Genomic DNA, 26,101 nt, shown 5'->3' on the forward strand with positions numbered 1-26,101 from the left:
AGTTAACATCTTACATATCTGCGTTTAAAGCCGAGCTGTTGTTTATCCACCGCTTTTTGAATGCTTTCCGAAGCATTTAGGATGCTGCTTTTTTTATGATCGCGCTTCATTTCTACCGGACCGACTGCTTTTGCAGTCTCGATCGCTTTATCATGGAGCGGCAGATAGGATACGGCTACCGTGTATATAAAATTGTTCATCGCCGATTTTGTTCGTTCCGGAGCTTCGTGGATTGTCTTTGTCACCAATGCCAGCATATCCGCGAGTTTACTTTCGTCAAATTGAGTGTCCGGCCGGCTGCCTAGAAGCCAGCAATAACAGCTCCAGCCCGCCGACATTTTCAGCTCCTCACCGCTCGCGATCCATTGATCGGCGACTTGTTGCGCAATATCGGTTTCCGCCAAGGTTACCGCCACCACGTAATCGGACAGCATATAAAAATAGGCCCCCTGAATCCAACGCTCAAAATCCGATTCGGTCATCGCTTTCGGATCGGCAATGATGCCGGCAAAGTACATGGCGTCATAATTTCCTGTGGCGTACAGCTGCTCAGCCAACGATTGATCGATTTTGATCTTCTTGGCCATGGGTTTCATGGCACCTGTCGCTACGCCAAAAAGCGGTTCGTGTGCACCATTGGACATATACTGCTTCTTGAGCCGTTCCTTGCCGAGAGCTTCAAGCTCCTGCATGACCTGTTCAAAATCCATGCTTTGACACCGCCTTCTTCAAATTGTTGCCGCATTTATTTTCCGCTTTTGCCGTTCCAAACGAACAGCGAACAGCACTCCACATGGCTCGTCTGAGGAAACATGTCCACGGGCTGGGCCCACTGGAGCTCATAACCGCCGTCGATCAGCAACTTGCTGTCCTTGGCCAACGTGGAAGGGTTACAGGATACATACACGAAACGGTTGGGCTTCGTTTTCAGAACGGTTTCCAGGAAGCGGCGGTCCAGTCCGGTTCGCGGCGGGTCGGCGACGATGACATCCGGGCGAAGTCCCGCTTTGACCCATCGCGGGAGCAAATCCTCCGCTTCGCCTACATGGAAGCTGGCGTTACGACGGCCGTTGCGCTCGGCATTCCGCTTGGCATCCTCTACAGCTTCCGCGATCGTCTCGATACCACGGACTTCCTTGGCGTGCGGGGCCAGCCAGAGTCCGATCGTGCCGGTGCCGCAGTAAGCATCAATGACTGTCTCGCGGCCGGTCAGACCAGCGGCTGCCCGGACCGATTCGTACAGCTTTACGGTCTGCTGCGGATTGAGCTGAAAGAACGCTCGCGGCGATAGGGAGAATTCCAAATCGCTCAAGGATTCCTGCATTGAATCGGCCCCCCATATGGTGATGGTCCGGTCTCCGAAGATCAGCGAGGTCCGCTTCGGATTGACGTTCAGGGCGATTCCTGCCAATCCGTCGATAGACAATCTGAGCAGACGGATGAGATCGTCCTGACGCGGCAGGCTGCTGTTTGCGCAAACCAACGTCACCTGCAGCTGGTCGGATTGAAAGCCGTGACGCACCACGATCGTACGCACGCCTTCTTTACTGCCGTTTTCTTTTGCCAGCGGGATGCGCAGTTCTTCCAGCACGGATTTCACTTTCTCCACGGCCTCATTCACCTTTGGATGCTGGATTGGACAGCCGCTGATATCCACGATGCTGTGGCTGTCGGCTTCATACAGCCCCGCTATGATTTCGCCGTTCCGGCGTTCCACTTGCAGCTGGGCTTTGTTGCGGTATCCCCAAGGGTGGTCCATGCCCAGGATCGGCTTCAGCTTGAGCTGGTCGATACCGGCATACCGGTTGAACGCTTCGCGGACAATGTCCGTTTTGGCCTGCAGCTGTCCTTCATACGAGATGTGCTGAATTTGGCAGCCGCCGCATACCCCGAAAACCGGGCAGGGAGGTTCGATCCGATGGGGAGATCGTTTCTCCACCTCTGTAAGCTGCGCTTTGATAAACTTAGGCTGCACTTCAGTTACCTCAGCCTTGACGACTTCACCGGACAGCGCTCCGTCGATAAAAACCGCCTTCCGCCGATAATAACCTACGCCTTCACCGTTAATGCCCAAACGTTTGATGGTCACGACGATGCGGTCGCCGGTCCGAAGCTCATCGGCATGATCGCGGGCAGAGCCAGACGTCTGCTTCATCGGCTCATTTTTGCGGAAGCCTTTGCGAGCAGCTGCATCCTTTCGATATAAATGAGTCCCGGCTTGGGACTGTCGTTTGTTATTGGGTTGTTTTCGTTCATTCATGTTCGTTCTACACTCCATTGCTTGTTCTTCGTTTCACTATACCACGCGGCCAGGTAGGAATGCCATGTTCCGCCGCCGTGTTCTGCATTTTTCGTGACATTTCCTTTTGGGCAGCGTTTATATCGTAAAAGCAGCAGAGGGGACCTGTTTCATATGAAAAAGCTGAAATTATTATTATGGATAACGATGGTCACAACGGGATTAGAAATGATGGAATTTGCGATGAATGAATCTGCACAAGCCGCAGCAGCCCCACCGCCGGTAGCAGTTCAAAATGCAGAATGGAATCAAGGACATCTCCTCGTCCCGGTCCGGCCTCTGGTCGAAGCGTTGGAGGATCGGACCGTTACGCTCATTTGGACAGGAGGGGCTTGGAAGGTGGAGCGCGTCGACATCCGCATAAGAACATTAACGACGGGGTTTGCCGAATACGCACCAATGAAAAAGGAACATACGAATCTTTCCTCATCGTGATCAAACGGACAGTCTTTCTATGAATTCTATATGAAAACGCCTCTAATTATCCGGGTATCTCCTGAAACCGATATGGCTTAAAATACGCCTGAAGGAGATGATAACGATGCCAGTACAGACCGACTATCCATTTCAGAATACATCCTTACCTCTAGAAGAACGAGTGAGAGACCTGGTCTCCCGATTTACACTGGAAGAAAAAGTGGAGCTGATGGTTCAATATCAAGCTGCCGTCGAGCGGCTCGGTGTGAAAGCGTATAAACACGGAACGGAAGCAGCCCACGGCATGGCGTGGCTGGGAGAAGCGACCGGATTTCCGCAGCCGATCGGCCTTGGCTGTACGTGGGACACGGAACTCATGAAACGAATCGGCAGCGTCATCGGCGACGAGGCCAGAGGTTTCTACCGCCGTAATCCCGAAGTAAACGGATTGACCCTCTGGGCTCCGACCGTCGATTTGGAACGTGACCCGCGCTGGGGCAGAACGGAAGAAGCCTACGGAGAAGACCCGATCCTGACCGGGAAATTGGCCTCCGCGCTCATTCAGGGCATTCAAGGCGACCATCCCGTATACTTGAAAGCGGTTGCCACTTTGAAGCACTTTATTGCGAATAATAACGAAGTTGGCCGTGGGGACTCTTCGGTCAGCATTGATCCGCGCAACATGCGGGAATATTATTTGAAAGCGTTTGAGATTCCGTTCAAGGAAGGCGGCGCCCAGTCCATGATGACGGCATACAACGCCATCAACGGCGTGCCGGCGAACCTTAGTCCTGACGTCAAAGCCATCGTTAAGGACGAGTGGGGCATGGACGGTTTTGTTGTAAGCGATGCCTTCGACGTGACTGGTACCGTCCGCGATCATGGATACCTGGATACGTATAAGGAGGCCGTCGCCCGCTCCGTTAAAGAAGGCGGGATTGACAGCATCACGGACGATTCGGCTGTGATCAAGGATGCGCTGCGTGAAGCGCTGCGTGAGGGACTGCTGGCCGAGAGTGATCTTGACGCCGCACTGACGAATACCTTCCGAGTCCGCTTCCGGCTCGGCGAATTCGATCCTGAAGAGGGCAACCCGTATGCTGCGATCGACGAATCCGTAATTCTGCGGCCAGAGCATGCGGAACTGTCCAGGGAAGCCGCCCGTAAGGCAATGGTGCTGCTGAAGAATGACCGTGGGCTTCTCCCGCTCGAAGCAGATAAGCTGAACAAAGTGGCCGTGATCGGGCCGCTCGCCGGAATGGTGTACCGGGATTGGTACAGCGGTTCGCTCCCTTATGCCGTCACGCCGCTTCAGGGCATCCAAGAGAAGCTTTCCGGGGCAGGAACGAACGGCAAAACAAGTTACAGCGGGGGAACGGACCGGATTCGGCTTAAATCCAAAAAGACGGGGCGGTATGTGCGAATTCAGGCCGGAGAAGAGGCCGCGTTGGCTGCAACGACCGAAAATGCTTTGGATGCGTCTGTGTTTGAAATGACGGATTGGGGCTGGGGAAGCCACACCTTGATCTCTGAAGACAATGGCCGCTACCTGACAACTGACGATAAGATCGTTAAAGCGTCGTCCGATCAAATTTGGGAGTGGTTCACCAAAGAAGTCTTCCTCAACCATCCTGCCGAACATGAGCAAGGGTGCGTAACCTTCTCAACATGGAACGGTACACCGGTGACGGTGCACGCCGAATCAGGTCAGCTGCTGGTTGGTGACGGCCAAGCGGCGGAGACTGCGAATGAAATCAACGTTGCAGGTGCTGCCGAGGTATCCGGTGAGGATGCCCCGATCGTCCATGCCGATCTGTTCGAGCTTGAAATCGTCACGGACAAGCTTCAGACTGCCAAAGAAGCAGCAGCGGAAGCGGACCTGGCGGTTGTGTTCGTCGGCAATCATCCGTTGATTAACGGCAAGGAGACGATCGACCGTCCGGACATTACGCTTCCGGAATCGCAGGAGAAGCTGATTCAGGAGGTTTATGCAGCCAATCCGAACACGGTGGTCGTCGTCGTAGGCAGTTACCCGTACGCGCTAAACTGGGTGGACGCGAATGTACCGTCCGTCCTGTACACATCCCATGCCGGCCAGGAACTGGGTCATGCATTGGCAGACGTGCTGTTCGGGGACACCAACCCGGCGGGGCGACTGAATATGACGTGGTACAAATCCGTCGACCAGCTGCCGGAATTTATGGACTATGATGTCATTAAGCACGGCAGAACGTACCAATACTTCGAGGGAGAGGCTCTGTATCCGTTTGGACACGGCTTGTCCTACACCAGCTTCCGGTATGATGGGCTGCAGCTTGCGAAGGAAAAGCTTACAACGGGCACGGATCAAACGGTTTGTCTGACATGCAGGGTAACCAACATCGGTGAAGTGGCAGGGGAGGAAGTGGTGCAGCTGTACGGCCGGGCAAATCAGTCCCGCGTCAAGCGTCCGCGCAAGCAGCTGCTTGGATTCCGCAGAGTGATGCTTCAACCGGGCGAGACGGCCGATGTGTCCTTTGAAGTTCCGCTCGATCAGCTGGCGATCTGGGATGTCACCCGCGAGCGCTACTGCATCGAGTCCGGCACCTATATGTTGATGGCCGGCGCTTCTTCGGAGAACCAGCCGCTGACAGCCAAGCTGGTTGTAGACGGTGAGACCATTCCGCCGCGTGACCTCACGCAATCAACGAAAGCCATCAATTACGACGATTACGAAGGCGTTCTGATTGGTGAGTGTACGGAAGGCGGCAGCGCCGTGATCGTGAAGGATCAATCCGGATGGATCGCTTTCCGTGATGCCAAGTTCGAGGACGGTGCGGATACGCTGCGAATTCGGGCAGCCGGAGCGGCGGATGCCGTCGTTGAAGTGCGGCTGGATAGCCCTGAAGGGCTGCCTGTGGGCCGGATCACTCTAACTTCAGGCGACTTACAGACATGGCAGGATTATTCTTGCAAGCTTAGCGGAATACACGGAAGTCAGAATATGTATTTTATTTTGAAAGGGAACCTGGCAATTAGCCAATTCCAATTCTCTTAAATCAGAAACGGAAAGCAAATGACACAGCTATTGACCCATACACCCGCCTGCATTAAAGGCGGGTGTATTTAGGTTTCATGCAGGCTTGTAACTGCCCAGAAGATATGAATGTTATAATCATTAGATTAATTATTAATCATATTAAATAAATATTTTTCCCTAAGTACTCCAGACAGCAAGTTGAATCATGTCATCTCGTACCATAACTTTTCCGCAAATTTACTTACACGGCTTACGACTGGCACCATCGGCTAGTGGACTGCTGGCTGGACTGGATCCTGGATGCCCCATCCACCATGTAGGAACATGAGCATGTGTGCTGTACGATTTTTCACCGAATCGGGAAGTTACGCACCAGTGAACAAATCTTTAATATGATTAATTAAATTTGGTCATCATGAAGAGAACAAGCCCCAATCTCACCGAGATCGGGGCTTGCTGTTCTTGTGGCGCAGCTTGTGTTTCACCTATGGAAATGAGGGAACCCCCTTACTGGATAGAGGCTTGCTTCAAATCACTTTTAGGCGGCAGACCATACAATCGGGCATACTCGCGGCTGAATTGGGAAGGACTTTCATATCCAACCTGGAAAGCGGCATCGGCTGCCCCCATTTTTTCACTGATCATGAGATGTCTCGCTTCCTGGAGTCGGATCCGTTTCTGATATTGCAGCGGGCTCAGAGCCGTGACCTGTTTGAAATGTTTATGAAAAGACGACGCGGCCATATTTACTTCCTTGGCCAGTTCCTCGACGCGAAGCGGCTTGGAATAATCACGATGGATGAGCTGAATGGCCTTCGCAACGGCGTGCGCCTGGCTGCCGATCACCGCAAACTGCTTGACTAAATGGCCTTGCTCGCCCTGCAGAACGCGGAAGAGAATCTCCCGTGTAATCAAGGGAGCCAGGATAGGGATTTCGGCAGGTTGGTCGAACAATTTTACCAGCCTCAGCAGAGCATCAAGCAGTTGCGAATTCGTATTGCCGACAAATATGCCGCTTCCCGGCTCCGATTCTTCAGGCCAGGCCAGATCCGTATGCTGCAATATATCCAGAATTTGATCCGGTGTAAACTCCAGGTGAAGCCCAATGAACGGAACCTCAGGCGAGGCTTCGGTGATCTCACTTTTGATCGGAAGATGAACGGATGTCACGAGGTACGTAGTCGGATTGTAATGGTAAATCTCTTGACCAAGCGCTGCGGATTTGGCGCCCTGGACAATGAAGCATAAAGAAGGCGCGTACATGCTATGAATAGGTTCGGACGTCGCCGTGGCCCGCATCATGTGCAGCGACGGGATCTCTGTTATATGTAATCCATCCGTCTGCAACAGCTGATTTAGCCGCCCGGATAATTCAGACAAATAGGGTTCGAGTCCGTTGGGTTGCATTTCTCGATCCATTTTCAGAACGCCTCCTTGTTCAAACATACGGTAAGAATAACAAAGGAGCCGACATCAGGCAAGAATGGATGAATGTGCTGAGTCTGAGATGCTTCAGATCATTTTCCTGAATCATCATAAGAACCTCCTTTTACGGATATAGAAGCCGATTCATTCCGTCAACTTCTTCTTTTTTTCTGTTATGCGAAAATGTTAACATGGAGAAGGTCGAAGGAAAAATATAAAAAAAGTTCAGGACCAATGAGCTTTTTCATATACCAACGAGGAGTGAACGTTCATGCAGAAAAAAATAGGTCATGTTACGCTGCTGGTTAAAAATTTTGACGAAGCGATTGAATTTTACACAGAAAAGGCAGGGTTCGTTCTGTTAACGGACAACCATTTCGGGAACGGCATGAGATGGGTCACCGTAGCTCCGTCGAAGGATGCGCAAACCGCCATCGTATTTGTGGTGGCAGACACGGAGGCTAAGCAGGACAGGGTTGGAACCCAAGCAGCGAACCACGTATTCCTCGTCGTCCAAACCGGTGACTTCTATCGTGATTACGAACAAATGAAGGCAAACGGAGTTCATTTTCTCAGTGAACCGAAAGAGGTCCCATGGGGCATTGAGGCGGTCTTCGAGGATCTCTATGGAAATCGGCTTGACCTTGTCCAACATAACGGATTTTAAAGACTGATCCATACCACATAGAAATTTAGGAATCGTGAGGTTAGCATGAAGCCAATTAGAAACTCTGCGAAAGCGATCATCATTCAGCAAGGAAAATTGTTATTGACCAAAAACAAGGATAACGACGGTTTTTTCTACCTATTCCCAGGCGGCGGCCAAGAGCACGGAGAAGTACTGATAGAGACCCTCAAGAGGGAATGCATCGAAGAACTTGGAGCACAAGTTGAGGTGCAGAACCTTGTTTACGTGCGCGAGTACATCGGGAAAAATCATGAGTTCGCAGCATGGGATCATGACGTTCATCAAGTGGAGTTTTATTTTGTCTGCTCGCTTGCGCAGGAGGCGCCGGCACAGATGGGCGGAACCCAGCCCGACCCGGATCAGATCGGCGTAGAATGGGTGGATATTCGTCAACTCGATCACATCAGGCTGTATCCGAAAGCGCTTGGACGTCAATTAGTCAATAATGAAATGAACATCCGGTATCTCGGTGATGTGAATTAAGTGATTTTTGGGAGAAGCTTCTTATACAAGTTCTATACCAACCAGGCAGGATACCCAAATGGTAACATATAGGGGATCGTTTATTTGATAATCCTGGAGGATTGGTTTATGGGTATTGTTCTGAAGCCGGTGACCGCTAATAACTGGTATGCTTGTACGAAGCTAAGGGTTAAGAAAGAGCAGGAAGAAGTTTTTCCAGCGCCAGTCGTTTATCGGATTGCTGAATCGAAATATGTTAATGAATTTGAATTACTTGCTGTATACGATGAACAGCTATTGGTTGGATTTCTGGTCTTCTGTAATAATGAGGATGAGGAAGGGAACTTCTGGATTCCAGCAATTATGATTGATCAGAATTTTCAGGGCAAAGGATTTGGAAAGGCAGCCATGCGCAAGTTGATCGATACGATGGAAAGAAAGGGCTGCAAAAAAATGATGATCGGCCATCGTCCGGACAACTTAACCGCAGGTCATTTATACGAATCTTTGGGATTTCTGAAAGTTAGCGATGACCTTTGGGATGGTGAGGATGTTCGTTTGCTGAAAATCGAGTGATTTAACAAATGAAAGTGATAAGGGAGCCTGAGCGGCTTCTTTTTTTATGGGGATTTGAAAAAGCAGAATTCTGATGAGGGTTAAGTTTTTTTCAGGGATGATTCAGAATATATGTTCTGGTATAATAAGCAGGAGAATTTTGGGAAAACAACAAGACCTTCATGAATTGAAGTCGATTAAATATCATTCAATACCCATAAGGAGGCGAGTTCATGCCTAAGTTAATTGGCTCCGCGGCAATAATTCTCGATGCTGAGGGAAGAGTGCTGCTGGTAAAACACAGCTATGGCAAACGCAACTGGGACCTGCCCGGCGGTAAGGGGGAAGAGAACGAGTCGGCTCAGGAAACCGCAAAAAGGGAAGTATTTGAGGAAGTCGGCATGGAAGTGCTTATCGGGAATCTAACAGGCATATATTACGATCCGGATTATGACATTCATCACTTTGTGTTCCTTGCGACGAGTAAAGATACCCGTGCGCCTCTGCCAAGCTCGCCTGAAATTGTCGAATGCGGATTTTTTTCAAGAGACGAACTTCCTAGACCCATTAGTGATTTCACATGCAGACGGATCGAAGATGCACTTCGCAATACCCCAAACCATGAGCTGTTTCACGAGGTGGGGCCAAGACAATGGATCGAATAGGGATCAGTAGGGGATCCATAATGTTTTGGCTAATAAACGAAGGGGTGTGAACATGGAACTAGCTATGGAACTAGCACTCGAATTTATCCAAAGTATGAAAGTCAAGCTGATATCGGAACAAAGAGGGACGCTTAAAGCCATTGAACAAGTGTCGGAAGAAGATATTACCTGGCACCCGACTCCGGAAAGCAACAGTATTGCTAATTTGGTTGCGCATATTCGGGGCGCTGCCCACTCTCGGGTAGAGACGATCCTATACAATATTCCGGACAAGCGGGACAGGGATAAGGAATTCGAAAGTGGACTGATGATGACGAAAGAAGAGGCATATCAGCATACAAAAGAAGCGTTTGATATCATTCTTCAGTATCTTGAACAGTTTCAATCCGAGCCAGAGCAATTGATGTCCCAGCCTTTCCTCCATCTGCCGCCGCTTACATACAGCCAAGTGAACAACGAAACGACAGCCCTAAATCTGATGATGGCGATGTTCAGAGAAGTGCACTACCATACGGGACAGATCATATATATTGCCAAAATGAGAAAAGGCGAGTTAACTTGGGACTGAAGAGATCAGAAACTGTAGTTCTGTACATTTTTCGGAAAGGGGACAGGGTATGGAAAAAATGAAATGGGTGCTGCTTGCGATCTCATCGTTAATCTCGGCAGTCTGCTCGTTACGGGCAGGATATCTGTGCCTGCATCCGATGATCCCCGAGACAGGTCCTGTGGGTGAGCCTCCTGAACCTGAGCGTTTTCAAGCCGTTCTTTGGTATATAGCTTCCGGGTTGTTATTCATCTCATTCATCATTGCTGTTGTTCGATCGATCAGCAGCTGGGTGCAAAGGGGATGGCGTATACCTCATGATTAGCGCCTTGAAAACTAGAAACAAAGCAATCTAAAAGAAACGCCGTTTCCCTTGATAGGCTACAATCATCATAGAATGATTATAGCCAGGAGGTATGACGCGAATGAAATTGCACAAGATTACCCCAAACCTGTGGTTCGATTCTCAAGCAGAAGAGGCGGCAAATTTTTATACGTCCATTTTCCATGATTCCAAAATCGGCAGAATTGCCCGCTACGGTCCGGAAAGCCGGGGTGTAGAGGGAACGGTGATGACCGTGGAATTTCAATTGGAAGGGCAGTCATTCGTCGCGCTGAATGGGGGTCCGCATTTTAAGTTCAATGAGGCCATATCTTTTATCGTTCATTGCGATGATCAGGAGGAGCTGGACTATTATTGGGGTAAGCTCTCCGAAGGAGGAGACGAAAAGGCGCAGGTTTGCGGATGGTTAAAAGATCAATTCGGCGTATCCTGGCAAATCATCCCCAGCCATTTAACGGAGATGGTCTGTGACCCCGACCCGGCAAGAGCAGGCAGAGTGATGCAAGCCATACTCCAGACGAAAAAGAAAATCGACATAAAGACGCTGCAGCAAGCTTACGAAAATTAGAGTTATTCTTACCCATGTTAAATACGAAGGTTCGAAGAAAGGCCACCTGTCAGGGTGGCCTTTTGCACTTTTGCTTGTCACGGTTGGAGGTCATCACAATAGCGCCGTAAAATTCCTGGCCTTCGCCAATTTTTTTTTAACAAAGCCACTGTGATTTACTTCACAGGCAAAGCCTCCCATATCCGTTACGATATCAATGTAATTAATTTCACAAGGTTGCACGGGAGGCGTGTTTATGAGCAGACGATTGGTGATGATAGGCAACGGGATGGCGGGGGCGCGGTGTATCGAGGAAATTCTCCGCCGGGACCGCGAGCGCTACGAGATAACGATGATCGGGGATGAGCCGTATCCCAACTATAACCGAATTATGCTGTCCCCTGTGCTGCAAGGGAAAACAACGTTTGAAGAAATCACGATTAACGATTGGGACTGGTATCAGTCCAATAACATACATTTGCTGTCCAAGGAACGGGCTGTAGAGATTAACCGAGCGTCGAAGGAAGTCCGAACCGACCGGGGAACCGTCGTCCCCTACGACGAGCTCATTATCGCGACCGGATCCAGCGCGTTTATTTTACCTGTATCAGGACACGACCTGGAAGGCGTCGTCGGTTTCCGCACCATTGAAGACACGAAAATGATGCTGGAAACGGCTAAACAATACAAAAAGGCGGTCGTGGTCGGCGGCGGACTGCTCGGCTTGGAAGCAGCTCGCGGATTGATGAACCAGGGGATGGAGGTCCATGTCGTTCATTTGCTGCCCCATCTGATGGAAATGCAGCTCGACGCGGCAGCGGCAAAGCTGCTTCAGCAGGACCTGGAAGCCCAGGGCATGAAGTTTCTGATGGAAAAGAAAACAACGGAAATCTACGGTGACGGAAGAGTACAAGGGCTTCGGTTTGAAGACGGAACGAACGTCGAATGCGATCTTGTCGTCATGGCCGTCGGCATCCGTCCCAATGCAGCGCTGGCGCGGGATGCGGGACTGGCAGTTGGCCGGGCGATTCAAGTCAACGACCTGATGCAGACGACGGACCCGTCGATTTATGCCGTAGGCGAGTGCGCTGAACACCGCGGCATAGCCTACGGTCTGGTGGCGCCATTGTATGAACAGGGCATTGTGCTTGCGGACCACCTTACGGGCCGGCCAACGGAAGGTTACGCGGGCAGCGTGTTGTCCACGCAGCTTAAGGTAGCGGGATGCGATCTGTTTTCCGGCGGAGAAATCCATGCGGATGCGGACACGAAAGCCATCGTCGTGCAGGACGAGGTCGCCGGATCCTACAAAAAGATCCTGGTTCGCGAGAACCGCATCGTCGGTGTCGTGCTGTACGGGGACGTATCCGACGGAACCCGGCTGTTCAGCCTGCTGAAGAAGGGCAGCGACATTCAGGAATATACGAGTGTTTCCGTGCTCCATAAAGCCGGGGGAGACAGCGGACTCGATGTCGCGTCGATCAGCGCGGACGAAACGATTTGCGGATGCAACGGCGTAACCAAGGGACGCATCGTCGGCGCCATTCTCGAGAACGGACTGACCACGTTCGACGAAGTGAAAGCTGTGACCAAAGCCGGAGGCTCATGCGGCAAATGCCGCGGCATGGTTGAGGCGATCCTCGCGCATACGCTGGGCGACAAATTCGACGCATCGGCGCAGAAGGCGGCAGGCATGTGCGCCTGCACGACACTTACCCGCGATGAAGTGGTGGCCGCCATTCGCGAGAAAGGTCTGCAGTCGCCGCGGGAGACACGCATCGTGCTCGGGTTTGCATCCGAAGAAGGCTGCTCGAAGTGCCGTCCGGCATTGAATTATTATTTGCGGATGCTGCATCCTGAGACGTATGCCGACGATAAGGCATCCAGATATGTCAACGAACGAATGGAAGGCAACATGCAGAAGGACGGCACATTCTCCGTCATTCCGCGGATGTATGGCGGAACGACGACACCGGAGGATTTGATCCGCATCGGCGAAGTCGCGAAGAAATATAACGTGCCCCTGGTGAAAATTACGGGCGCAAGCCGCATCGGGCTGTACGGCGTACAGAAGGAAGACGTGCCGAACGTTTGGGAGGAGCTGGAGATGCGTTCGGGGTACGCCTACTCCAAGTCGCTGCGTAACGTCAAATCGTGTGTCGGTTCGAGATTTTGCCGATTCGGCACTCAGGACTCGTTAGGGCTTGGCATCCGGCTGGAACAGGAGATCGAGATGGTCGATACACCGCACAAAATGAAAATGGGCGTGACCGGCTGTCCGCGAAACTGTGCCGAAGTATTGACGAAGGATTTTGGCGTCGTCTGCGTGGAGAACGGATACCAGCTGTATTTTGGCGGAAACGGCGGCACCGAGGTCCGGGAATGCGACAGCCTGACGACGGTGGCGACAGAGGATGAGGTGATCCTGTTGGCTAAAGCCTACGTACAGCTATACCGGGAAACCGGCATTTACGGCGAACGCACAGCCCCGTGGGTGAAGCGCATGGGCACGGATTGGGTGCGCCAAATGCTGGGCAATGAGCAGGAGATTGCCGGTTTAGCCAGCCGCTTCGAGCATGCAAAAACAACGTATCGCGAAGCATGGTCAGCCGCGCTGGAAGACGAGGAACGCCGCCGGATGTATACCGTGGAGAGACCATAAGGGGAGGGAAGGGCATGAGCGTGACGAGAGAAATGATGAAAGTGATGAAGCTGGAGGAACTGAAGCCGCAGATTGGCAAGGAGGTACGGGTTGGCGATGAGTCGGTTGCGTTGTTCCGGCTGTCAAACGGGGAGGTGCGGGCGGTAAGCAACCGGTGTCCCCACAAGAACGGTCCGCTAGCTGAGGGAATTGTGTCGGGTGAATTTGTCTTTTGTCCGCTGCACGACTGGAAAATTTCGCTGACGACAGGGGAAGTGCAAAAGCCGGACGACGGCTGCATCCAGACGTACGAAACCGCGGTTATCGACGGTTACGTCTATATTGGAGGACTGAAAGAGCATGAAAAACACCATTCAGATCGTTGAAACCGCCGGGGTAAACAAGGTTAGCCTTATGAACCGGAGTATAGGCAAATACTTTGTATCCTCGATGCTTGCCGGTTTGTTCGTTGGTCTCGGCATCATACTGATCTTTACGATCGGCGGACTGCTCGCGCCGGTTCACGCACCCGCCATGAAGATCGTCATGGGAGCCAGCTTTGGTATCGCCTTGAGTCTGGTCCTGATGGCAGGATCGGACTTGTTTACAGGCAACAATATGGTCATGGTGGTCAGCACGCTGAACAAGAAGACGACCTGGCTCGATACGCTTAAAATATGGCTGTACAGCTACCTCGGCAATTTTGCCGGATCCTTGCTGGTCGCGGCGATCTTCGTATGGACGGGATTGGCGAAAGGGGGAACGGCCGAATTCATCAACAGCACGGCTGCTGTTAAAATGAATGCACCGTTTATGGAATTGTTCATGCGGGGAATTTTATGTAACACGCTCGTCTGTCTTGCCGTCTGGTGCTCCATGAAGCTGAAGGAAGAGACCGCCAAGCTGGTCATGATTTTCTGGTGTCTGTTCGCCTTTATTACCTCCGGGTTCGAGCACAGTGTGGCGAACATGACGCTGCTCTCGGTCTCGCTCTTCATCCCGCATCCAGACACGGTAACCTGGGGAGGGCTGGCCGCAAACCTGATTCCGGTTACCCTCGGTAATATCGTCGGGGGCAGCGTGTTCGTAGGCCTCGCTTACTGGTATATGACGAAAGATAAAGAGAAGGTGGAGATCGAAACTCTGCCGCAAAGCAAAAGGTCTGCAAGTTAAAGATGTGAAATAATCAAACGCCGGTAGCCTTCCTTTATAGAGCCCCCAGGGTGCAAGGAATGAAAGCCAAGAAAGCGCGGTACGCCCCATCAGGTCGCTTTCTTGGCTTTTGGTTTCCACGTTGGCGCTTCCGTCTCAGCAGGCTCCTCGATGATAGCCATTGCTTCATCGTAACGGCGGCTTTTAAATAAAATGATCAGTTCCTCCAGATCTTCCCTGTTCAACAGCTTTACCCCGTTCACGGCCGCCAGGATGCGGCAGGCTTCGGTGTATCTGCCGGAGGTCAGCACGATTGCCCGTTCAGCTTCATAGTATCGCATCGAAGTATAAATCTCCTGAACCGCGCCGATGCTGACCGGATTGCTGTTCCCGTAGCGTTTGGCCTGAAGGACGTTTCTCAGTCCGTTCTGATCCGTAAATACCAAGTCGGCGCCGAAGTCCCGGCTGGCTGTCGTCTGGTAAACTTCCTTATACCCAAGCTCATGAAACAGCCGGAAGAGATACAGCTCAAATTCGGAGCCGTCTGCCATTAAATCGATATCCTTGATCGTAATCTTGCGCGGATTCGCCTCCCGGCGGATCCTTTTTCTGCGGTTTCTGACCAAACGTATGACGAATAGGACGAGGAGCAGGGCAATCAGCCCGGCGATCATGATGGTCGTTGTATCCAAGGTAGTAGGCAAATTAGGTTTCCTCCAAATATCCGAATGTTTGTTCCTATCCACTATATCAAAATCGCGTCAACGAAGGAAGTCATTTCAAATGACTTGCCAGCTGAACATGACCGTGAGAGAGTAAAGGATATACATAAATAAAACATGGGGTGTGATAGATAAATGACCGATACGTTGAATATCGAGGAATGGTTGGAGCGGGAGCGGGAACGGGACCGTGACACTGCTCTAGTCGTGCTCATGTGCGGGATCGCCGGTTCCGGGAAAACTACATTTTCCCAGAGATTGGAGGAACAAGGATTCATCCGTCTTTCTATTGACGAGGAGGTGTGGAACACGCATGGCCGTTACGGAATCGATTATCCGGTTGAGAAATAGAGAGAATACTTAGATGTAGCGCATGCAAGCTTGCGAAAAAAGCTAGTCACATTCGTTCAAGACAAAAAGCAGGTTGTGGTCGACTCCAGCTTTTGGAGCCGTTCCGCGAGAGATGACTATAAACGACTTATTGAACTTTCGGGAGGAAAGTGGAAGTTAATTTATTTAAAAGTACACCCTGATGAATTGCGAAAGCGCCTCAAGGTCCGGAGCCAACGTTTCGATGCGAACGCCGCCTTTCCTATAACCGAGGAGACGTTGAACAATTTTCTTAACTCGTTTGAAGAGCCTCAGGGGGAAGGAGAAATCATAGTAGAAAATGGGAAAGAGCAACAATAGCCGGCAGATTCTGCTCGTCTGTTCAGCGGATTACTAAAAGGCTGCCGTACGCACGGCAGCCTTTCGCAGTTCTACAGGAGGAACATTAGTACTTCCCATCTCAGAACAATTTTTATTATAGTTCAACAGTAATTTTTCGCGATAACCCCATCGTTCTGATCAGAATATTTGGAACAATCAGCAGCAGCACGATCGCGCCGTAGACGCCGACGGTATAACTCAATGCGTATTCCAACCCAAAGCCCTGTTGAAGGACGGACGTGATCAGATGAATGAGCAGGTTCGTAAAACAAAACGCATAACTCCGAATCATCCAGTTGCGGTGCCGAATGACCTGTTTCTTTTTAATTTGAACGAGTGCCGTCACCGTCATGAACAGCCAGATTAAATTCAGCGCGTTAAACGCCATGCTCGTCACCTTTCCTCCGGTGGCGTAAGGAGCCATATACCCGGAAGTGATAACGACAAGAAGCACCGACACCATATACAGGTATCCGTTGATCCGGTGGAATTTGCGGCTTTTTTGAAAAATGCGGTTGGAAAAATTGACAAGCCCAGCCGCCATGGCGATGCACGCAAAAGCAACATGTATGCGCATGACACTTAACCACTCCGGGAGGTGAATTTCACGTTTAAGACCGGTTTTATGGCTTAAAAAGCCTTCCGCACCGGGATCAATTATAAAATTATCCAATAAAGTGTAAAGGATAAACAAAATACTGACACAAACCAACACACCATATAAGATATTTCGTTTGTTCACTTCATTCACAACCCCCGATAGCACTTCATTTCATTGTTAAAAAGTTGATTTCAAGCGCTTACCGACGACCCTGGAGGCCGGAAGCACGCCGGCTTTGGCGGTGCCGTGCAGCTCGTCGCCATCGACGGTTACATCAAATTTCAGGTTTAAACGCATTGGCTTGGTCACTTGCTGGGACCAGGTCAGCTTGTTGCCTTGAATGACGGGACTCATAAATTTGACCGTTTCATCCCCTTGGGTGGCCGTTCCGTGGACTTCACCATGGCTTGTTGCGATCGAGAGCTTGACATCCATTTTGCCCACGGGTGTTGCAATGGTCACATCCCAGTCTCCGTCGAAAACGGACTCTGTTTGTTCGAATGTGTTTTGAAGGGGAGGGGACGGTGGATTCACCGCTTCAGTACTCAGCACAAGGTTCGATTCCTTGTCTGTTTTGGTCTTTTCCGAGTTCGGCAGCATTCCCTGTGCCCGCCACGCGATACCTCTCCGCTCGTATTCGAACAGCTCCTCGATCGCATGGGCGATCCGAGGGCCAAGCTCGCGTTCCACCAGATGCAGGGCAACATCGAGCCCGGACGTTACACCGCCGCCACTAACCAAATTGCCGTCGTCCACGACACGTGCTTTGACCGGCAGAGCACCGGTTGCGCCAAGAACGTCCATGCCCAAATGATGCGTAACGGCCCGTCTGCCTTCCAGCAAGCCTCCCATGGCCAAAACCAAGGATCCACCGCATACGGTGGAGACAATGATGTCTTTCCTTCCGAGCGCTTCTCTGATCATGCCGGTCAATTCGGTATTTGCGGTTCGTGCCAATATGGCTGGGACGGAATCGGGACCGTCGCTTTCGACATCCCCGGCTGCGCCTGGAACGAGAATAATCCCCGCTCGATTTGGATCTAGTTTGCCTGCTGCTTCAATAGGCAGGCCCTGGGTGCCGCTGGCCACAGCTCTTGCTCCTTCGGCGGTGACAAGCTTTACCTCCAGCGCACCATTGGACATCATTGCCGCGGCACAGAAAACTTCATAAGGTGCCAAGGCATCCAGCAGATCGAAGCCATCAAAGAGTACGATTTGAACGGTTAACATCGATACATCCTCCTTCATTGAAGACGAAGCCCGTACGTTCAACTTGAGCCCCTTGTGTTTTTACGCGAGACACGATCGCCGAACAGTACATTATGGGCCATCATCGTTATTTGGTCAGCAAGTCCTTAAGCCGGCTATATTCCTGTTCGTCAATTTCACCTTTGGCCATCCGGTTTTTGAGAATCCATGCAATGTCATCCTCCCGGCGGCGGCTGTTACCGGACTTGTGACGAATGGAATACATCCGAACCGCCAAAAAACAAAAAAGCGTAATACAAAACAAAGCGCTAAACACGTATACACTGCTGTTTTCCATGGTCAACCTCCTTCACGAACAACATCCTACCAAATGAATATCTCGAATGAAGAAATAAAAGTGTCACAAAACGATAAACATTGCATCACAAAATGGGTAGGGCCGTTAGTTCTTCCTTAAAAAGATGATAAACTAGATGCGAAGGTGGGATGTACATGAGCGGAGGCCATACGATTCTCGTTGTTGACGACGATCCCAGCATCGTCGAACTGTTGAAGGACTTTTTGGAGAATGACAATTTTCGTGTGATCACGGCCTGCGATACGGCAGAGGCGTGGGACATGTTCGAACGGAATACGGTTCACGCGATCATTCTGGATATTATGATGCCGGGACAAAACGGGTTTGATTTATGCCGCCGCATTCGCGCGGATAGCGACGTTCCGATCCTTTTTCTGAGCGCGCGCAGCGATGACGTGGACAAGATTCGGGGGCTGACGCTCGGCGGCGACGATTATATCGTGAAGACGGCTTCTCCGGGAGAAATTGTCGCCAGGGTAAAAGCCGTCCTGCGGCGCACCGCTTTGCGGGAGCATACGAAGGAAAGGATCCTTGACTACGGCCGGATCCAATTAAATTTGTCCACCAGGGAAGTTTTTGTGGATGGGGTCGGCATCGTGCTCACTCCGAAGGAGTACGATTTGCTGCGATTGTTCGCCGAACATCCAAGGCATGTATTTTCCTATGAGCAGCTGCTCGCCAAGTTTTGGGAAGGGATCGGCGACCGGCATACGATTCGGGTCCATCTCAGCCGGCTCCGGGAGAAAATAGAGGTTGATGCAAATCATCCGCAATTCCTGGTCAACGTGTGGGGAGTAGGGTATCGCTTCGAGGGAGGATAAGATGAAAACACTTCGCATTCGCACATTTACGATACTCTGCCTATTTATGATCACGCTCGTGCCTTGGGTATTTTTCGTTGCAGCCAACTTTCTGGAAACCCATTCGCTAAAAATCGGCTCAAATCAGCCGTACGATGAAAGTCTGCAGAAAGATATAAACGAGGCCATTCACATGATTGAGATGGGCTCGGGCCAATGGCGGGATCCGAACTGGCAGGGCCAGCTGCAAAGCGAACTGCGTCAAACCAAGCTGGATGCGGTCATATTATCCGATTCCGATGAGGAGATTTATCGGTCTACCGAGCGTGAAGGTAGTTTGCGATCAACCGAGCGGTTCTCCGTTATCGAGAACGGTCATTTGCTTGGAAGGGTGGTTCTTTACCTGCCCAAGTCCAATACGCTTCCGATGATATCGGCGTTTGCCGGATTGCTGCTCGCATTTTTCATCGTTGGCGTAGAGATGCGGAGGTTCCTGCTGAAGCCCCTGGAGAAGATGAGCCGGGCCGCCAGGCAAATTGCTTCAGGCGATTGGGAGGTGCGGTTACCGAAGTCCAGAATTACGGAAATCGCTGAAGTAGGGGACGGATTTGATGTGATGGTTAAAGGGCTGCGAACGTCATACCAGAAGCAGGTAAAGCTGGAGGAAGAACGGCGCTTTGTCATATCCGCGGTCGCGCATGATTTGCGTACTCCGTTGTTCGCCCTGAGGGGATATTTGGACGGCTTGGAGCAAGGCATAGCCCAAACGCCGGAGAAAATTTCAAAGTATGTGGCGGTTTGCAAGGAGAAATCGGCCCAGTTGGATCGGTTGGTGGAAGACCTGTTTACTTTTACAAAAATGGAATATTGGGATCGTCCATTGAACAAGGCGCCAATCGATTTACCGGTCGTGTTCCAGCAATCCATCGACAGCTTGAGTCCCGGTGCCGGGCATAGAAGTATTGTGATCAACAGCCATCTGGCCGCCGATTGCATCGTTAGCGGGGATGCGCATCTGCTGGAGCGCGCACTGAGCAACCTGCTGGATAATGCGGTGAGGCACACCCCGCAAGGCGGTACGATAGATGTCCGATGTAACAAGGAAGAAGGCAAAATCGCGTTTATGATCCGAGACAGCGGGCCGGGGTTCACGGCGGAAGAGCTGGAGCGCGTGTTCGAACCGCTGTACCGCGGGGAAGCGTCCAGAAACCGTTCGACCGGAGGCAGCGGCTTGGGGTTAACCATCTCGCAGCGAATTATCCGGCAGCATGGAGGCGAACTCACGGCAAGCAACGATCCAGAGGGAGGCGCAAGGCTGACGGGCTGGATTCCAGCTGCAGACTCACATCTTTCTTGATGGAGATTACTGCGGATAACACTTTGAAATAGGCTGGTCACTGCCATTCGGCGGCCGGCTTTTTTTGCGTATAAGCAGCTGCTTCTATTTCTTTCGGTTGGTCCTGATTTGGCAATATGTCAGGTTGACTCGACAATTTTTTATTTTCCTTTATATAATATGTATAAATTTCCCCCGTTAAAAAGCAGCTCCGCTCCAATTGGAAAGTTGTCATTTTGTTGCGTAAGTACAAAGTGTTACCATCTCTTCCAACAGTAACCTTAAAGAAACAAGCGAATATTTTTTTCTGAGGATTGGGAAGCGCTTGCATATAAATTGCCAGTCCAACGCCATATAAAACGAATTTAAAACGCACTAATAAGGGTGGTATAATATGAATTTATCAACGCTGCGAAGATGGCTGTGGCCGCAAACGAGTTTCCAGGGGAAAATTTTTATGGCTTTCGGCCTGATCACATTTCTGTCCATCGTCTCCGTCACCGCTATCGTCTATGTGAATATGCGCGAGACGATCAAGCATAACGCGGTCACATCCGTCTCGGACAGTATCCGGCAGGCGGATGAATCATTGAACGTCATGCTCGAGGAGATTGACCGGCTGAACACGGTTGTCGTAACCAATAAAAACACGGTGATCAATACGATCATGAGCCCAAACGAAGAGCCTAGTTATGAATGGTTCCAGGAACAGAAGCGGATTACGGAGTATTTATCCGGACTGATTCAGTACAAGCCCTATATTTCCCGCATGGCGGTCGTCGGGCTGAACGGAAAAGTATTTTTTACCGGCGGTCCCTGGATGGACCGGAGCGTACTGGGTACTCCGATGCTCAATTACATGCTGCACAATGGATCACGTCATGCGTATTTTAAGCCGGAAGGAACTGCGGATGCCATTACCGTCGGCCGTGAGATTCGCTATAACCGCGAGACGGTCGGCATCGTCATGGTTGACTTGGACTATGACTTTATTAAAAAAACGTACGGAGTCAAACCGACCGCGGACAGCATGCTGTATGTTCTTGATGAGCAGAACGGCTATGTGTATCAATCCGAGTCTGCGCCGTCTTCTTATGCGCCTCCGCTGGACAGAATCGTCCAGATCAAAGGGAAGCTTGCCGGAAATAACGACGTCGTGGAGCAGAAGATCAACGGCAGGTCCTACATCGTGGTCAGCCGCCATTCCGAATACACGGGCTGGAGCACGCTGGCACTGATTCCGCTTGATTCGTTACTTAGCGAATCGACGCGAATCCGTAATTTGATGACCGAGGTATCGATCATCGTCTTTATCGTCATCCTGATCGGTTCCCATCAGGTCTCTTCGCGGACCACAATAAATATCCGGCGGCTCAGATCGATGATGATGCAGGTGAAGGACGGGAATCTGTCGTTTCCCCGAACGGAAATTCACTCAAAGGACGAAATTGGACAGCTGTACCGCGTGTTCATCAGCATGGTAGACGAATTAAAACGGCTGATGGAAGGCATCCGATTAAGCGAAAAGAAGAAGCGGGAGGCCGAGCTGACCGCCCTTCAGGCGCAGATTCGTCCACATTTTTTGTACAATTCGCTGAATACGATCAAGTACTTGGCCAAGCTGAACGGGGTGCCCAATATCGAGGAAGTATCCGGCTCGCTCATTGAGCTCATGCGGGGTTTATTGGGGAACTCCAACGAATTTTTAACGCTGCGCGAAGAACTTGACTATGTGAACAGCTACATATCCATCGTGAAATACAAATATTTGGAACCCATCGAGGTGCACACGCAGATCGAAGACGACGCTTTGCTGGATTGCCGTGTGCTGAAGCTAATGGTCCAGCCTTTCGTCGAGAATGCGATTATGCATGGTATCGGTCCATCCGGGGAAGGGGGCTTCGTCCTGATTCGGGTCTATGCAGAGCATCAAGAACTGAGAATCGAAGTCACGGACAACGGCCGGGGCATGACGCAGGACCAGATCGACGCTCTTCTTGGAACAGCAGGACGTGAGGATACGCCGTCACGCTTCAGCAGCATGGGCGTACGCAATGCGAACGAACGGATCGTGAGAATGTTTGGCGAATCGTACGGTTTGAGCTTATACAGCGAGCCGGGTCTGTACACGAAGGTAGAAATTCGTTTTCCGCTAATTCGTAACAGCGATCAATCTGATGAAGAGGTGGTCTGATGATGTTTAAAGTACTGTTGATCGACGACGAGCCGTTGATTGGCAATGTCATTCGAACGTTATTCAACTGGAAGAAGCACGGGTTCGAGTTCGTCGGCGAAGCATACAGCGGGACGGAAGCATTGGGGATGATGGAGGAGTCGCAGCCCCACATCGCTATTATCGACGTGAACATGCCGGAGATGAACGGGGTAGAGCTCCAAGGCATCCTCCGTGAGCGGTATCCGTCGGTTAAGACGATCATGCTCAGCAGTTATGACGATTACGATTATGTCCGCGAATGCTTACGAAACGGGGCTGTCGACTATTTGCTCAAGCACCGGCTTGATGAGGCGCTGCTGCTGAACGTTTTGGGCAAAGCCGTTAAGGATTTACAGGAAGAAGACCGGGTGGAGGAAGGAAGGCTGGCGAGCAAAAAAATGGCAGAGACGATGAAGCCCGTATTGATCAGAAGCCGCATTGCCGAGCTGGTGAGAGAGAACGGGGAAGGGGCGGGTACCCTTGAGGTTGTAAGCGGGTTGGAAGGCTTGTATCCAGGTGCTGTCCGTTATGCGGCAGCGGCACTGCAGATCATCCCGTTCCTGCTGCTGACGGAGTCGTTCAGCGACAGCCAAACGAACCGGCTGGTACAGCAGGCGGTCGATGTGATGCAGCAGAGCCTTGGAGATATCCATGAGCGGACGGCCGCTTACGTGGAGAACGGGCGGTTGATGGTCGTGTTTGCGTTCAAGGAGCGCAGCGAACATGCCGGCAGCAGCGAGGCGCACCGCTGGATGGGCAAAGTTCAGCATGCGCTGGAGCTGATGCTGAATTTGAAATCAGTCTATGCCCTTGGGCATCCATGTGCAAGCTTGACGCAGCTTGGGACGAGCTACAGATCGGCCGAAAAGACGCTCGATACCTCTCCTGTCGTGGAGAATGGGATAAGATCCGAACGTGTGACCCATAACGAGCCTGCTGCAAAAGAAAGACCGAACGAGCAGCATCTTCGCGTTGCCTTGACGATTGAGGAACAGAAACAGCTGCTTCTTGCCCTGGAAAGTCTGGACCAGGAAAGGATACAGCAGCTGATCGCCTCCGTCTGCGGTTCTGTATGTCATCAGCCGCTTCATTCGCCTGCGGTGCAGATGATTGTCAGCGAGCTGCTGCACACCGGCGACAAGGCTCTGAAAAAGTCCATTTCCACGCCTGCAGCGGAAGCCGTCATGTCCGAACTCCCGCCGCGACGCGATCTGGGGCGGATCGGCAGCATGGATGAGCTTGAGGAATGGCTGAAATCCTACTTTACCGCCTTGCTGAATTTACTGAAGCGTCAGCGTGCTGGAGGCAGCTATTCCCGGCATGTCTCGCAGGCTATCCATTTTATATTGGAGCGGTATCAAGGTTATATCAACTTGGAAATGGTGGCGGCTTCCATCGGGCTCAATCCCTCTTATTTAAGCCGTTTATTCAAAGAGGAGACACAGTGCAACTTCTCGGAATACGTGAACCGCATACGCATCAACGCGGCCCAAAAGCTGCTGGAAAGCGATCAATATTCGGTCAAACAAATCAGCAGCCAAGTGGGCTTTACGACATATAACTACTTTTTCAAAGTGTTTAAGGAGCTGACCGGAATGACGCCGCATGCTTATGTGGAGAGCCTCCGTCCGGAACGACAGCGGTCGAAACCGTAAAATATGTGGAGTAAATAGTCAAATAAGTAGAATTTGCTGTCATGCCGGGTGAACTATAATACTCACATGCACCAGGGGAAACGCTTTCAACTGTTCCCAAATATACAAAAACGGAGGTCATAGAATCATGTACAAACTTTGGGGTAAATATGCGCTGAGCACAGCGCTCGTTTCCGCTTTACTGCTCTCGGGCTGCAGCTCCAACAGCGGTTCGGGATCCGATGCAAAGACGGCGGAGCCGTCCGAAGCAACGGTGAATGAGACCGGGTTTCCGCTAACTAAAGAGCCCGTCACACTGAACATGTTCACCCGGATTGCCCCGCTGAATGGTCCTTTCAAGGACATGCCGGTGTTTCAGGATTATGAAAAAATGAGCAATGTGCATGTAAACTTCACCGAAGCGCCGACAGACGGCTTCCAGGAGAAGAAAAACCTGCTGTTCGCCTCCAATGAGCTGCCCGACGCTTTTTACCGCTCAGGCATTACGCCGCTTGAAGCGACGCAGTATGGTGCCGTTGGCCAATTGATTCCGCTGGAAGACCTGATCGACAAATATGCGCCGAACCTGAAATCACTGATGGAACAGTACCCGGAAATCCGCTCGGCGATCACGACACCGGAAGGCCACATTTACGCGATCCCGGGAATCGTGACGCTTGCAGCCGCCCGTACGGATAAGAAGTGGATCAATGAGGCGTGGCTGAAGAAGCTGGGCCTGAAAGAGCCCGAAACGACGGACGAATTGTACGATGTGCTGGTGGCCTTCCGTGATAAGGATCCAAACGGCAACGGCAAGAAGGATGAAATTCCGATGACCGCCCGGGCAGGTCTGGCTGTCGTTAACTTGATGAGCGGATCGTTTGGTCTCGATCAGCAGCTTGGCTACAACATCAATTTGGAGAACGACAAGGTCAACATCTGGATGGGCAGCGAGCAGAACAAAGAGCTGCTCATGTACCTGAACAAGCTGTACAAAGAGAAGCTTCTGGATCCGGAATTGTTCTCGCAGAAGGAAGCACAGTATTTGGCCAAACAGGGCTCGGGCAATGCGGGATTTTTCTTTGATCAGACGAACAACAACTTTCTGCCTATTGCCGACCAATATGTAGGGATTGCGCCTCCGGCAGGTCCGCACGGCGATCGGCTGCAGGCCCAGACAGCGCCAGTGCCGCGTGACTTTGGTGCCTTCGCCATTTCGTCCGTCAATAAATATCCGGAAATCACCATGCGCTGGATCGACTATTTCTACAGCGACGAAGGATCGACCCTGCTGCGGTTCGGGCGAGAAGGCGAGCACTATGAGCTGAAGGACGGAATTCCATATTATAAAGAAGACTTCCTGAAGACCGACAACCAGCCCAAAATCACACCTTATGCAGGAGGAGGAGCGCCACACCTCATTAGTGATAAAGTAGCCTCTTATATCAATCCTCCTCAGGTTCAGGAAGCTCAGAAGAAGCTGGATCCATACATGCCGAAGGTCCGTTATGCGGCTCCGATGTTCGACGAGAAGACGGCACAGGAAGTCAACATCCTCCGGAACGATATCGACAAGTATTACGAAGAGCAAAGCACGAAATTCATTGCCGGTGCGCTTAGCTTTGATAAATGGGATGAATTCCAATCCACGCTGAAAAAGATGCAGATCGACAAGCTTCAGGAGCTGTATCAAGCAGCCTATGACAAGATGGAAAAGTAATCGAATTTGATGATATTTCGTCATGAGGTAAGGAG

At 51.2% G+C, this 26,101-nt stretch carries 24 protein-coding genes and 1 pseudogene; 18 read left to right on the forward strand and 7 right to left on the reverse strand.

Annotated features, from left to right (window positions below):
• Positions 1–2: 2 nt before the first annotated feature.
• The gene (locus tag GCU45_RS32910; RefSeq protein WP_152404389.1) at positions 3–710 is read right to left on the reverse strand and encodes a DNA alkylation repair protein; all 708 of its coding nucleotides are present in this window, start codon (positions 708–710) and stop codon (positions 3–5) included.
• A gap of 35 nt (positions 711–745) precedes the next feature.
• Positions 746–2,155 (reverse strand): 23S rRNA (uracil(1939)-C(5))-methyltransferase RlmD, encoded by a 1,410-nt coding sequence (gene rlmD, locus GCU45_RS32915; RefSeq protein ID WP_152404737.1) that lies wholly within the window; start codon positions 2,153–2,155, stop codon positions 746–748.
• 258 nt (positions 2,156–2,413) lie between these two features.
• On the opposite strand from rlmD, the gene GCU45_RS32920 reads away from it, so the two are divergent.
• Both GCU45_RS32920 and GCU45_RS32925 read left to right on the forward strand, forming a co-directional pair.
• Positions 2,414–2,734 (forward strand): hypothetical protein, encoded by a 321-nt coding sequence (locus GCU45_RS32920; protein ID WP_152404391.1) that lies wholly within the window; start codon positions 2,414–2,416, stop codon positions 2,732–2,734.
• A gap of 106 nt (positions 2,735–2,840) precedes the next feature.
• On the forward strand, positions 2,841–5,753 hold the full coding sequence (locus GCU45_RS32925) for a glycoside hydrolase family 3 protein (RefSeq protein WP_152404393.1): 2,913 nt from the start codon (positions 2,841–2,843) through the stop codon (positions 5,751–5,753).
• A gap of 489 nt (positions 5,754–6,242) precedes the next feature.
• Here GCU45_RS32925 and GCU45_RS32930 read toward each other — a convergent pair whose 3' ends face one another.
• Positions 6,243–7,154: an AraC family transcriptional regulator gene (locus GCU45_RS32930; protein ID WP_152404395.1), complete on the reverse strand. Its 912-nt coding sequence runs from the start codon at positions 7,152–7,154 to the stop codon at positions 6,243–6,245.
• A gap of 277 nt (positions 7,155–7,431) precedes the next feature.
• On the opposite strand from GCU45_RS32930, the gene GCU45_RS32935 reads away from it, so the two are divergent.
• From GCU45_RS32935 to GCU45_RS32980, 10 genes are all read left to right on the forward strand, one after another.
• The gene (locus GCU45_RS32935) at positions 7,432–7,827 is read left to right on the forward strand and encodes a VOC family protein (RefSeq protein ID WP_152404396.1); all 396 of its coding nucleotides are present in this window, start codon (positions 7,432–7,434) and stop codon (positions 7,825–7,827) included.
• 45 nt (positions 7,828–7,872) lie between these two features.
• A complete protein-coding gene (locus tag GCU45_RS32940) occupies positions 7,873–8,331 on the forward strand; it encodes an NUDIX domain-containing protein (RefSeq protein WP_152404397.1) in 459 nt (152 codons plus the stop codon).
• 108 nt (positions 8,332–8,439) lie between these two features.
• Complete coding sequence (locus GCU45_RS32945) at positions 8,440–8,886, forward strand: GNAT family N-acetyltransferase (RefSeq protein ID WP_152404399.1); 447 nt, start codon at positions 8,440–8,442, stop codon at positions 8,884–8,886.
• A gap of 212 nt (positions 8,887–9,098) precedes the next feature.
• The gene (locus GCU45_RS32950) at positions 9,099–9,530 is read left to right on the forward strand and encodes an NUDIX hydrolase (protein WP_152404401.1); all 432 of its coding nucleotides are present in this window, start codon (positions 9,099–9,101) and stop codon (positions 9,528–9,530) included.
• 52 nt (positions 9,531–9,582) lie between these two features.
• Positions 9,583–10,098, forward strand: a complete 516-nt coding sequence (locus GCU45_RS32955; RefSeq protein WP_152404402.1) for a DUF1572 family protein — start codon at positions 9,583–9,585, stop codon at positions 10,096–10,098.
• Positions 10,099–10,147: 49 nt separating this feature from the next.
• On the forward strand, positions 10,148–10,402 hold the full coding sequence (locus GCU45_RS32960; RefSeq protein ID WP_152404404.1) for a hypothetical protein: 255 nt from the start codon (positions 10,148–10,150) through the stop codon (positions 10,400–10,402).
• Positions 10,403–10,502: 100 nt separating this feature from the next.
• Positions 10,503–10,988, forward strand: coding sequence for a VOC family protein (locus tag GCU45_RS32965; protein ID WP_425281314.1), 486 nt, complete (start codon positions 10,503–10,505; stop codon positions 10,986–10,988).
• A 235-nt stretch (positions 10,989–11,223) separates the two neighbouring features.
• On the forward strand, positions 11,224–13,629 hold the full coding sequence (gene nirB, locus GCU45_RS32970; protein ID WP_152404408.1) for a nitrite reductase large subunit NirB: 2,406 nt from the start codon (positions 11,224–11,226) through the stop codon (positions 13,627–13,629).
• 14 nt (positions 13,630–13,643) lie between these two features.
• Positions 13,644–13,994 (forward strand): nitrite reductase small subunit NirD, encoded by a 351-nt coding sequence (gene nirD / locus GCU45_RS32975; RefSeq protein WP_076165646.1) that lies wholly within the window; start codon positions 13,644–13,646, stop codon positions 13,992–13,994.
• Positions 13,969–14,781 (forward strand): formate/nitrite transporter family protein, encoded by an 813-nt coding sequence (locus tag GCU45_RS32980; RefSeq protein WP_152404411.1) that lies wholly within the window; start codon positions 13,969–13,971, stop codon positions 14,779–14,781. Before nirD ends, GCU45_RS32980 begins: the two co-directional genes overlap by 26 nt.
• A gap of 89 nt (positions 14,782–14,870) precedes the next feature.
• Here the strand turns inward: GCU45_RS32980 and GCU45_RS32985 are convergent, their stop codons facing one another.
• The gene (locus GCU45_RS32985; protein ID WP_152404739.1) at positions 14,871–15,434 is read right to left on the reverse strand and encodes a restriction endonuclease; all 564 of its coding nucleotides are present in this window, start codon (positions 15,432–15,434) and stop codon (positions 14,871–14,873) included.
• A gap of 261 nt (positions 15,435–15,695) precedes the next feature.
• Between GCU45_RS32985 and GCU45_RS32990 the strand changes: the two are divergent.
• Positions 15,696–16,172: pseudogene (locus GCU45_RS32990) on the forward strand (AAA family ATPase).
• Between the two features lie 115 nt (positions 16,173–16,287).
• Here the strand turns inward: GCU45_RS32990 and GCU45_RS32995 are convergent.
• The 3 genes from GCU45_RS32995 to GCU45_RS33005 form a co-directional block, all read right to left on the reverse strand.
• Positions 16,288–16,935, reverse strand: a complete 648-nt coding sequence (locus tag GCU45_RS32995; RefSeq protein ID WP_152404741.1) for a DUF2306 domain-containing protein — start codon at positions 16,933–16,935, stop codon at positions 16,288–16,290.
• 36 nt (positions 16,936–16,971) lie between these two features.
• The gene (locus GCU45_RS33000) at positions 16,972–18,024 is read right to left on the reverse strand and encodes a DJ-1/PfpI family protein (RefSeq protein WP_152404413.1); all 1,053 of its coding nucleotides are present in this window, start codon (positions 18,022–18,024) and stop codon (positions 16,972–16,974) included.
• 106 nt (positions 18,025–18,130) lie between these two features.
• Entirely contained in the window at positions 18,131–18,340 is a 210-nt protein-coding gene (locus tag GCU45_RS33005; RefSeq protein ID WP_308737562.1) for an SHOCT domain-containing protein, read from the reverse strand.
• A 155-nt stretch (positions 18,341–18,495) separates the two neighbouring features.
• Between GCU45_RS33005 and GCU45_RS33010 the strand changes: the two genes are divergently transcribed.
• The 5 genes from GCU45_RS33010 (at position 18,496) to GCU45_RS33030 (ending at position 26,066) form a co-directional block, all read left to right on the forward strand.
• Entirely contained in the window at positions 18,496–19,182 is a 687-nt protein-coding gene (locus GCU45_RS33010) for a response regulator transcription factor (protein ID WP_152404415.1), read from the forward strand.
• A 1-nt stretch (position 19,183) separates the two neighbouring features.
• A complete protein-coding gene (locus GCU45_RS33015) occupies positions 19,184–20,518 on the forward strand; it encodes a sensor histidine kinase (RefSeq protein WP_152404417.1) in 1,335 nt (444 codons plus the stop codon).
• Between the two features lie 373 nt (positions 20,519–20,891).
• A complete protein-coding gene (locus GCU45_RS33020; protein WP_152404419.1) occupies positions 20,892–22,691 on the forward strand; it encodes a cache domain-containing sensor histidine kinase in 1,800 nt (599 codons plus the stop codon).
• On the forward strand, positions 22,691–24,367 hold the full coding sequence (locus tag GCU45_RS33025; protein WP_244364713.1) for a response regulator transcription factor: 1,677 nt from the start codon (positions 22,691–22,693) through the stop codon (positions 24,365–24,367). The genes GCU45_RS33020 and GCU45_RS33025 overlap by 1 nt, the downstream gene beginning before the upstream one ends.
• 127 nt (positions 24,368–24,494) lie before the next feature.
• Positions 24,495–26,066, forward strand: a complete 1,572-nt coding sequence (locus GCU45_RS33030; RefSeq protein WP_152404420.1) for an extracellular solute-binding protein — start codon at positions 24,495–24,497, stop codon at positions 26,064–26,066.
• The last annotated feature ends 35 nt before the right edge of the window (positions 26,067–26,101 follow it).

It is taken from the genome of Paenibacillus cellulositrophicus, from assembly GCF_009363095.1.
Classification (GTDB): Bacteria; Bacillota; Bacilli; order Paenibacillales; family Paenibacillaceae; genus Paenibacillus_AQ; species Paenibacillus_AQ favisporus.

Bases quoted from the DNA above. Each gene is read 5' to 3' on its own strand.
- GCU45_RS32980 (WP_152404411.1), top strand. From the start codon at position 13,969: ATGAAAAACACCATTCAGATCGTTGAAACCGCCGGGGTAAACAAGGTT.
- nirB (WP_152404408.1), top strand. From the start codon at position 11,224: ATGAGCAGACGATTGGTGATGATAGGCAACGGGATGGCGGGGGCGCGG.
- GCU45_RS32955 (WP_152404402.1), top strand. From the start codon at position 9,583: ATGGAACTAGCTATGGAACTAGCACTCGAATTTATCCAAAGTATGAAA.
- GCU45_RS32940 (WP_152404397.1), top strand. From the start codon at position 7,873: ATGAAGCCAATTAGAAACTCTGCGAAAGCGATCATCATTCAGCAAGGA.
- GCU45_RS32935 (WP_152404396.1), top strand. From the start codon at position 7,432: ATGCAGAAAAAAATAGGTCATGTTACGCTGCTGGTTAAAAATTTTGAC.
- GCU45_RS33020 (WP_152404419.1), top strand. From the start codon at position 20,892: ATGAATTTATCAACGCTGCGAAGATGGCTGTGGCCGCAAACGAGTTTC.
- GCU45_RS32925 (WP_152404393.1), top strand. From the start codon at position 2,841: ATGCCAGTACAGACCGACTATCCATTTCAGAATACATCCTTACCTCTA.
- GCU45_RS33010 (WP_152404415.1), top strand. From the start codon at position 18,496: ATGAGCGGAGGCCATACGATTCTCGTTGTTGACGACGATCCCAGCATC.
- GCU45_RS32950 (WP_152404401.1), top strand. From the start codon at position 9,099: ATGCCTAAGTTAATTGGCTCCGCGGCAATAATTCTCGATGCTGAGGGA.
- GCU45_RS32910 (WP_152404389.1), bottom strand. From the start codon at position 710: ATGGATTTTGAACAGGTCATGCAGGAGCTTGAAGCTCTCGGCAAGGAA.
- GCU45_RS32930 (WP_152404395.1), bottom strand. From the start codon at position 7,154: ATGGATCGAGAAATGCAACCCAACGGACTCGAACCCTATTTGTCTGAA.
- GCU45_RS33005 (WP_308737562.1), bottom strand. From the start codon at position 18,340: ATGGAAAACAGCAGTGTATACGTGTTTAGCGCTTTGTTTTGTATTACG.
- GCU45_RS32945 (WP_152404399.1), top strand. From the start codon at position 8,440: ATGGGTATTGTTCTGAAGCCGGTGACCGCTAATAACTGGTATGCTTGT.
- GCU45_RS33015 (WP_152404417.1), top strand. From the start codon at position 19,184: ATGAAAACACTTCGCATTCGCACATTTACGATACTCTGCCTATTTATG.
- GCU45_RS32920 (WP_152404391.1), top strand. From the start codon at position 2,414: ATGAAAAAGCTGAAATTATTATTATGGATAACGATGGTCACAACGGGA.
- nirD (WP_076165646.1), top strand. From the start codon at position 13,644: ATGAGCGTGACGAGAGAAATGATGAAAGTGATGAAGCTGGAGGAACTG.
- GCU45_RS33030 (WP_152404420.1), top strand. From the start codon at position 24,495: ATGTACAAACTTTGGGGTAAATATGCGCTGAGCACAGCGCTCGTTTCC.
- GCU45_RS33025 (WP_244364713.1), top strand. From the start codon at position 22,691: ATGATGTTTAAAGTACTGTTGATCGACGACGAGCCGTTGATTGGCAAT.
- GCU45_RS32960 (WP_152404404.1), top strand. From the start codon at position 10,148: ATGGAAAAAATGAAATGGGTGCTGCTTGCGATCTCATCGTTAATCTCG.
- GCU45_RS32965 (WP_425281314.1), top strand. From the start codon at position 10,503: ATGAAATTGCACAAGATTACCCCAAACCTGTGGTTCGATTCTCAAGCA.
- rlmD (WP_152404737.1), bottom strand. From the start codon at position 2,155: ATGAAGCAGACGTCTGGCTCTGCCCGCGATCATGCCGATGAGCTTCGG.
- GCU45_RS33000 (WP_152404413.1), bottom strand. From the start codon at position 18,024: ATGTTAACCGTTCAAATCGTACTCTTTGATGGCTTCGATCTGCTGGAT.
- GCU45_RS32985 (WP_152404739.1), bottom strand. From the start codon at position 15,434: ATGATCGCCGGGCTGATTGCCCTGCTCCTCGTCCTATTCGTCATACGT.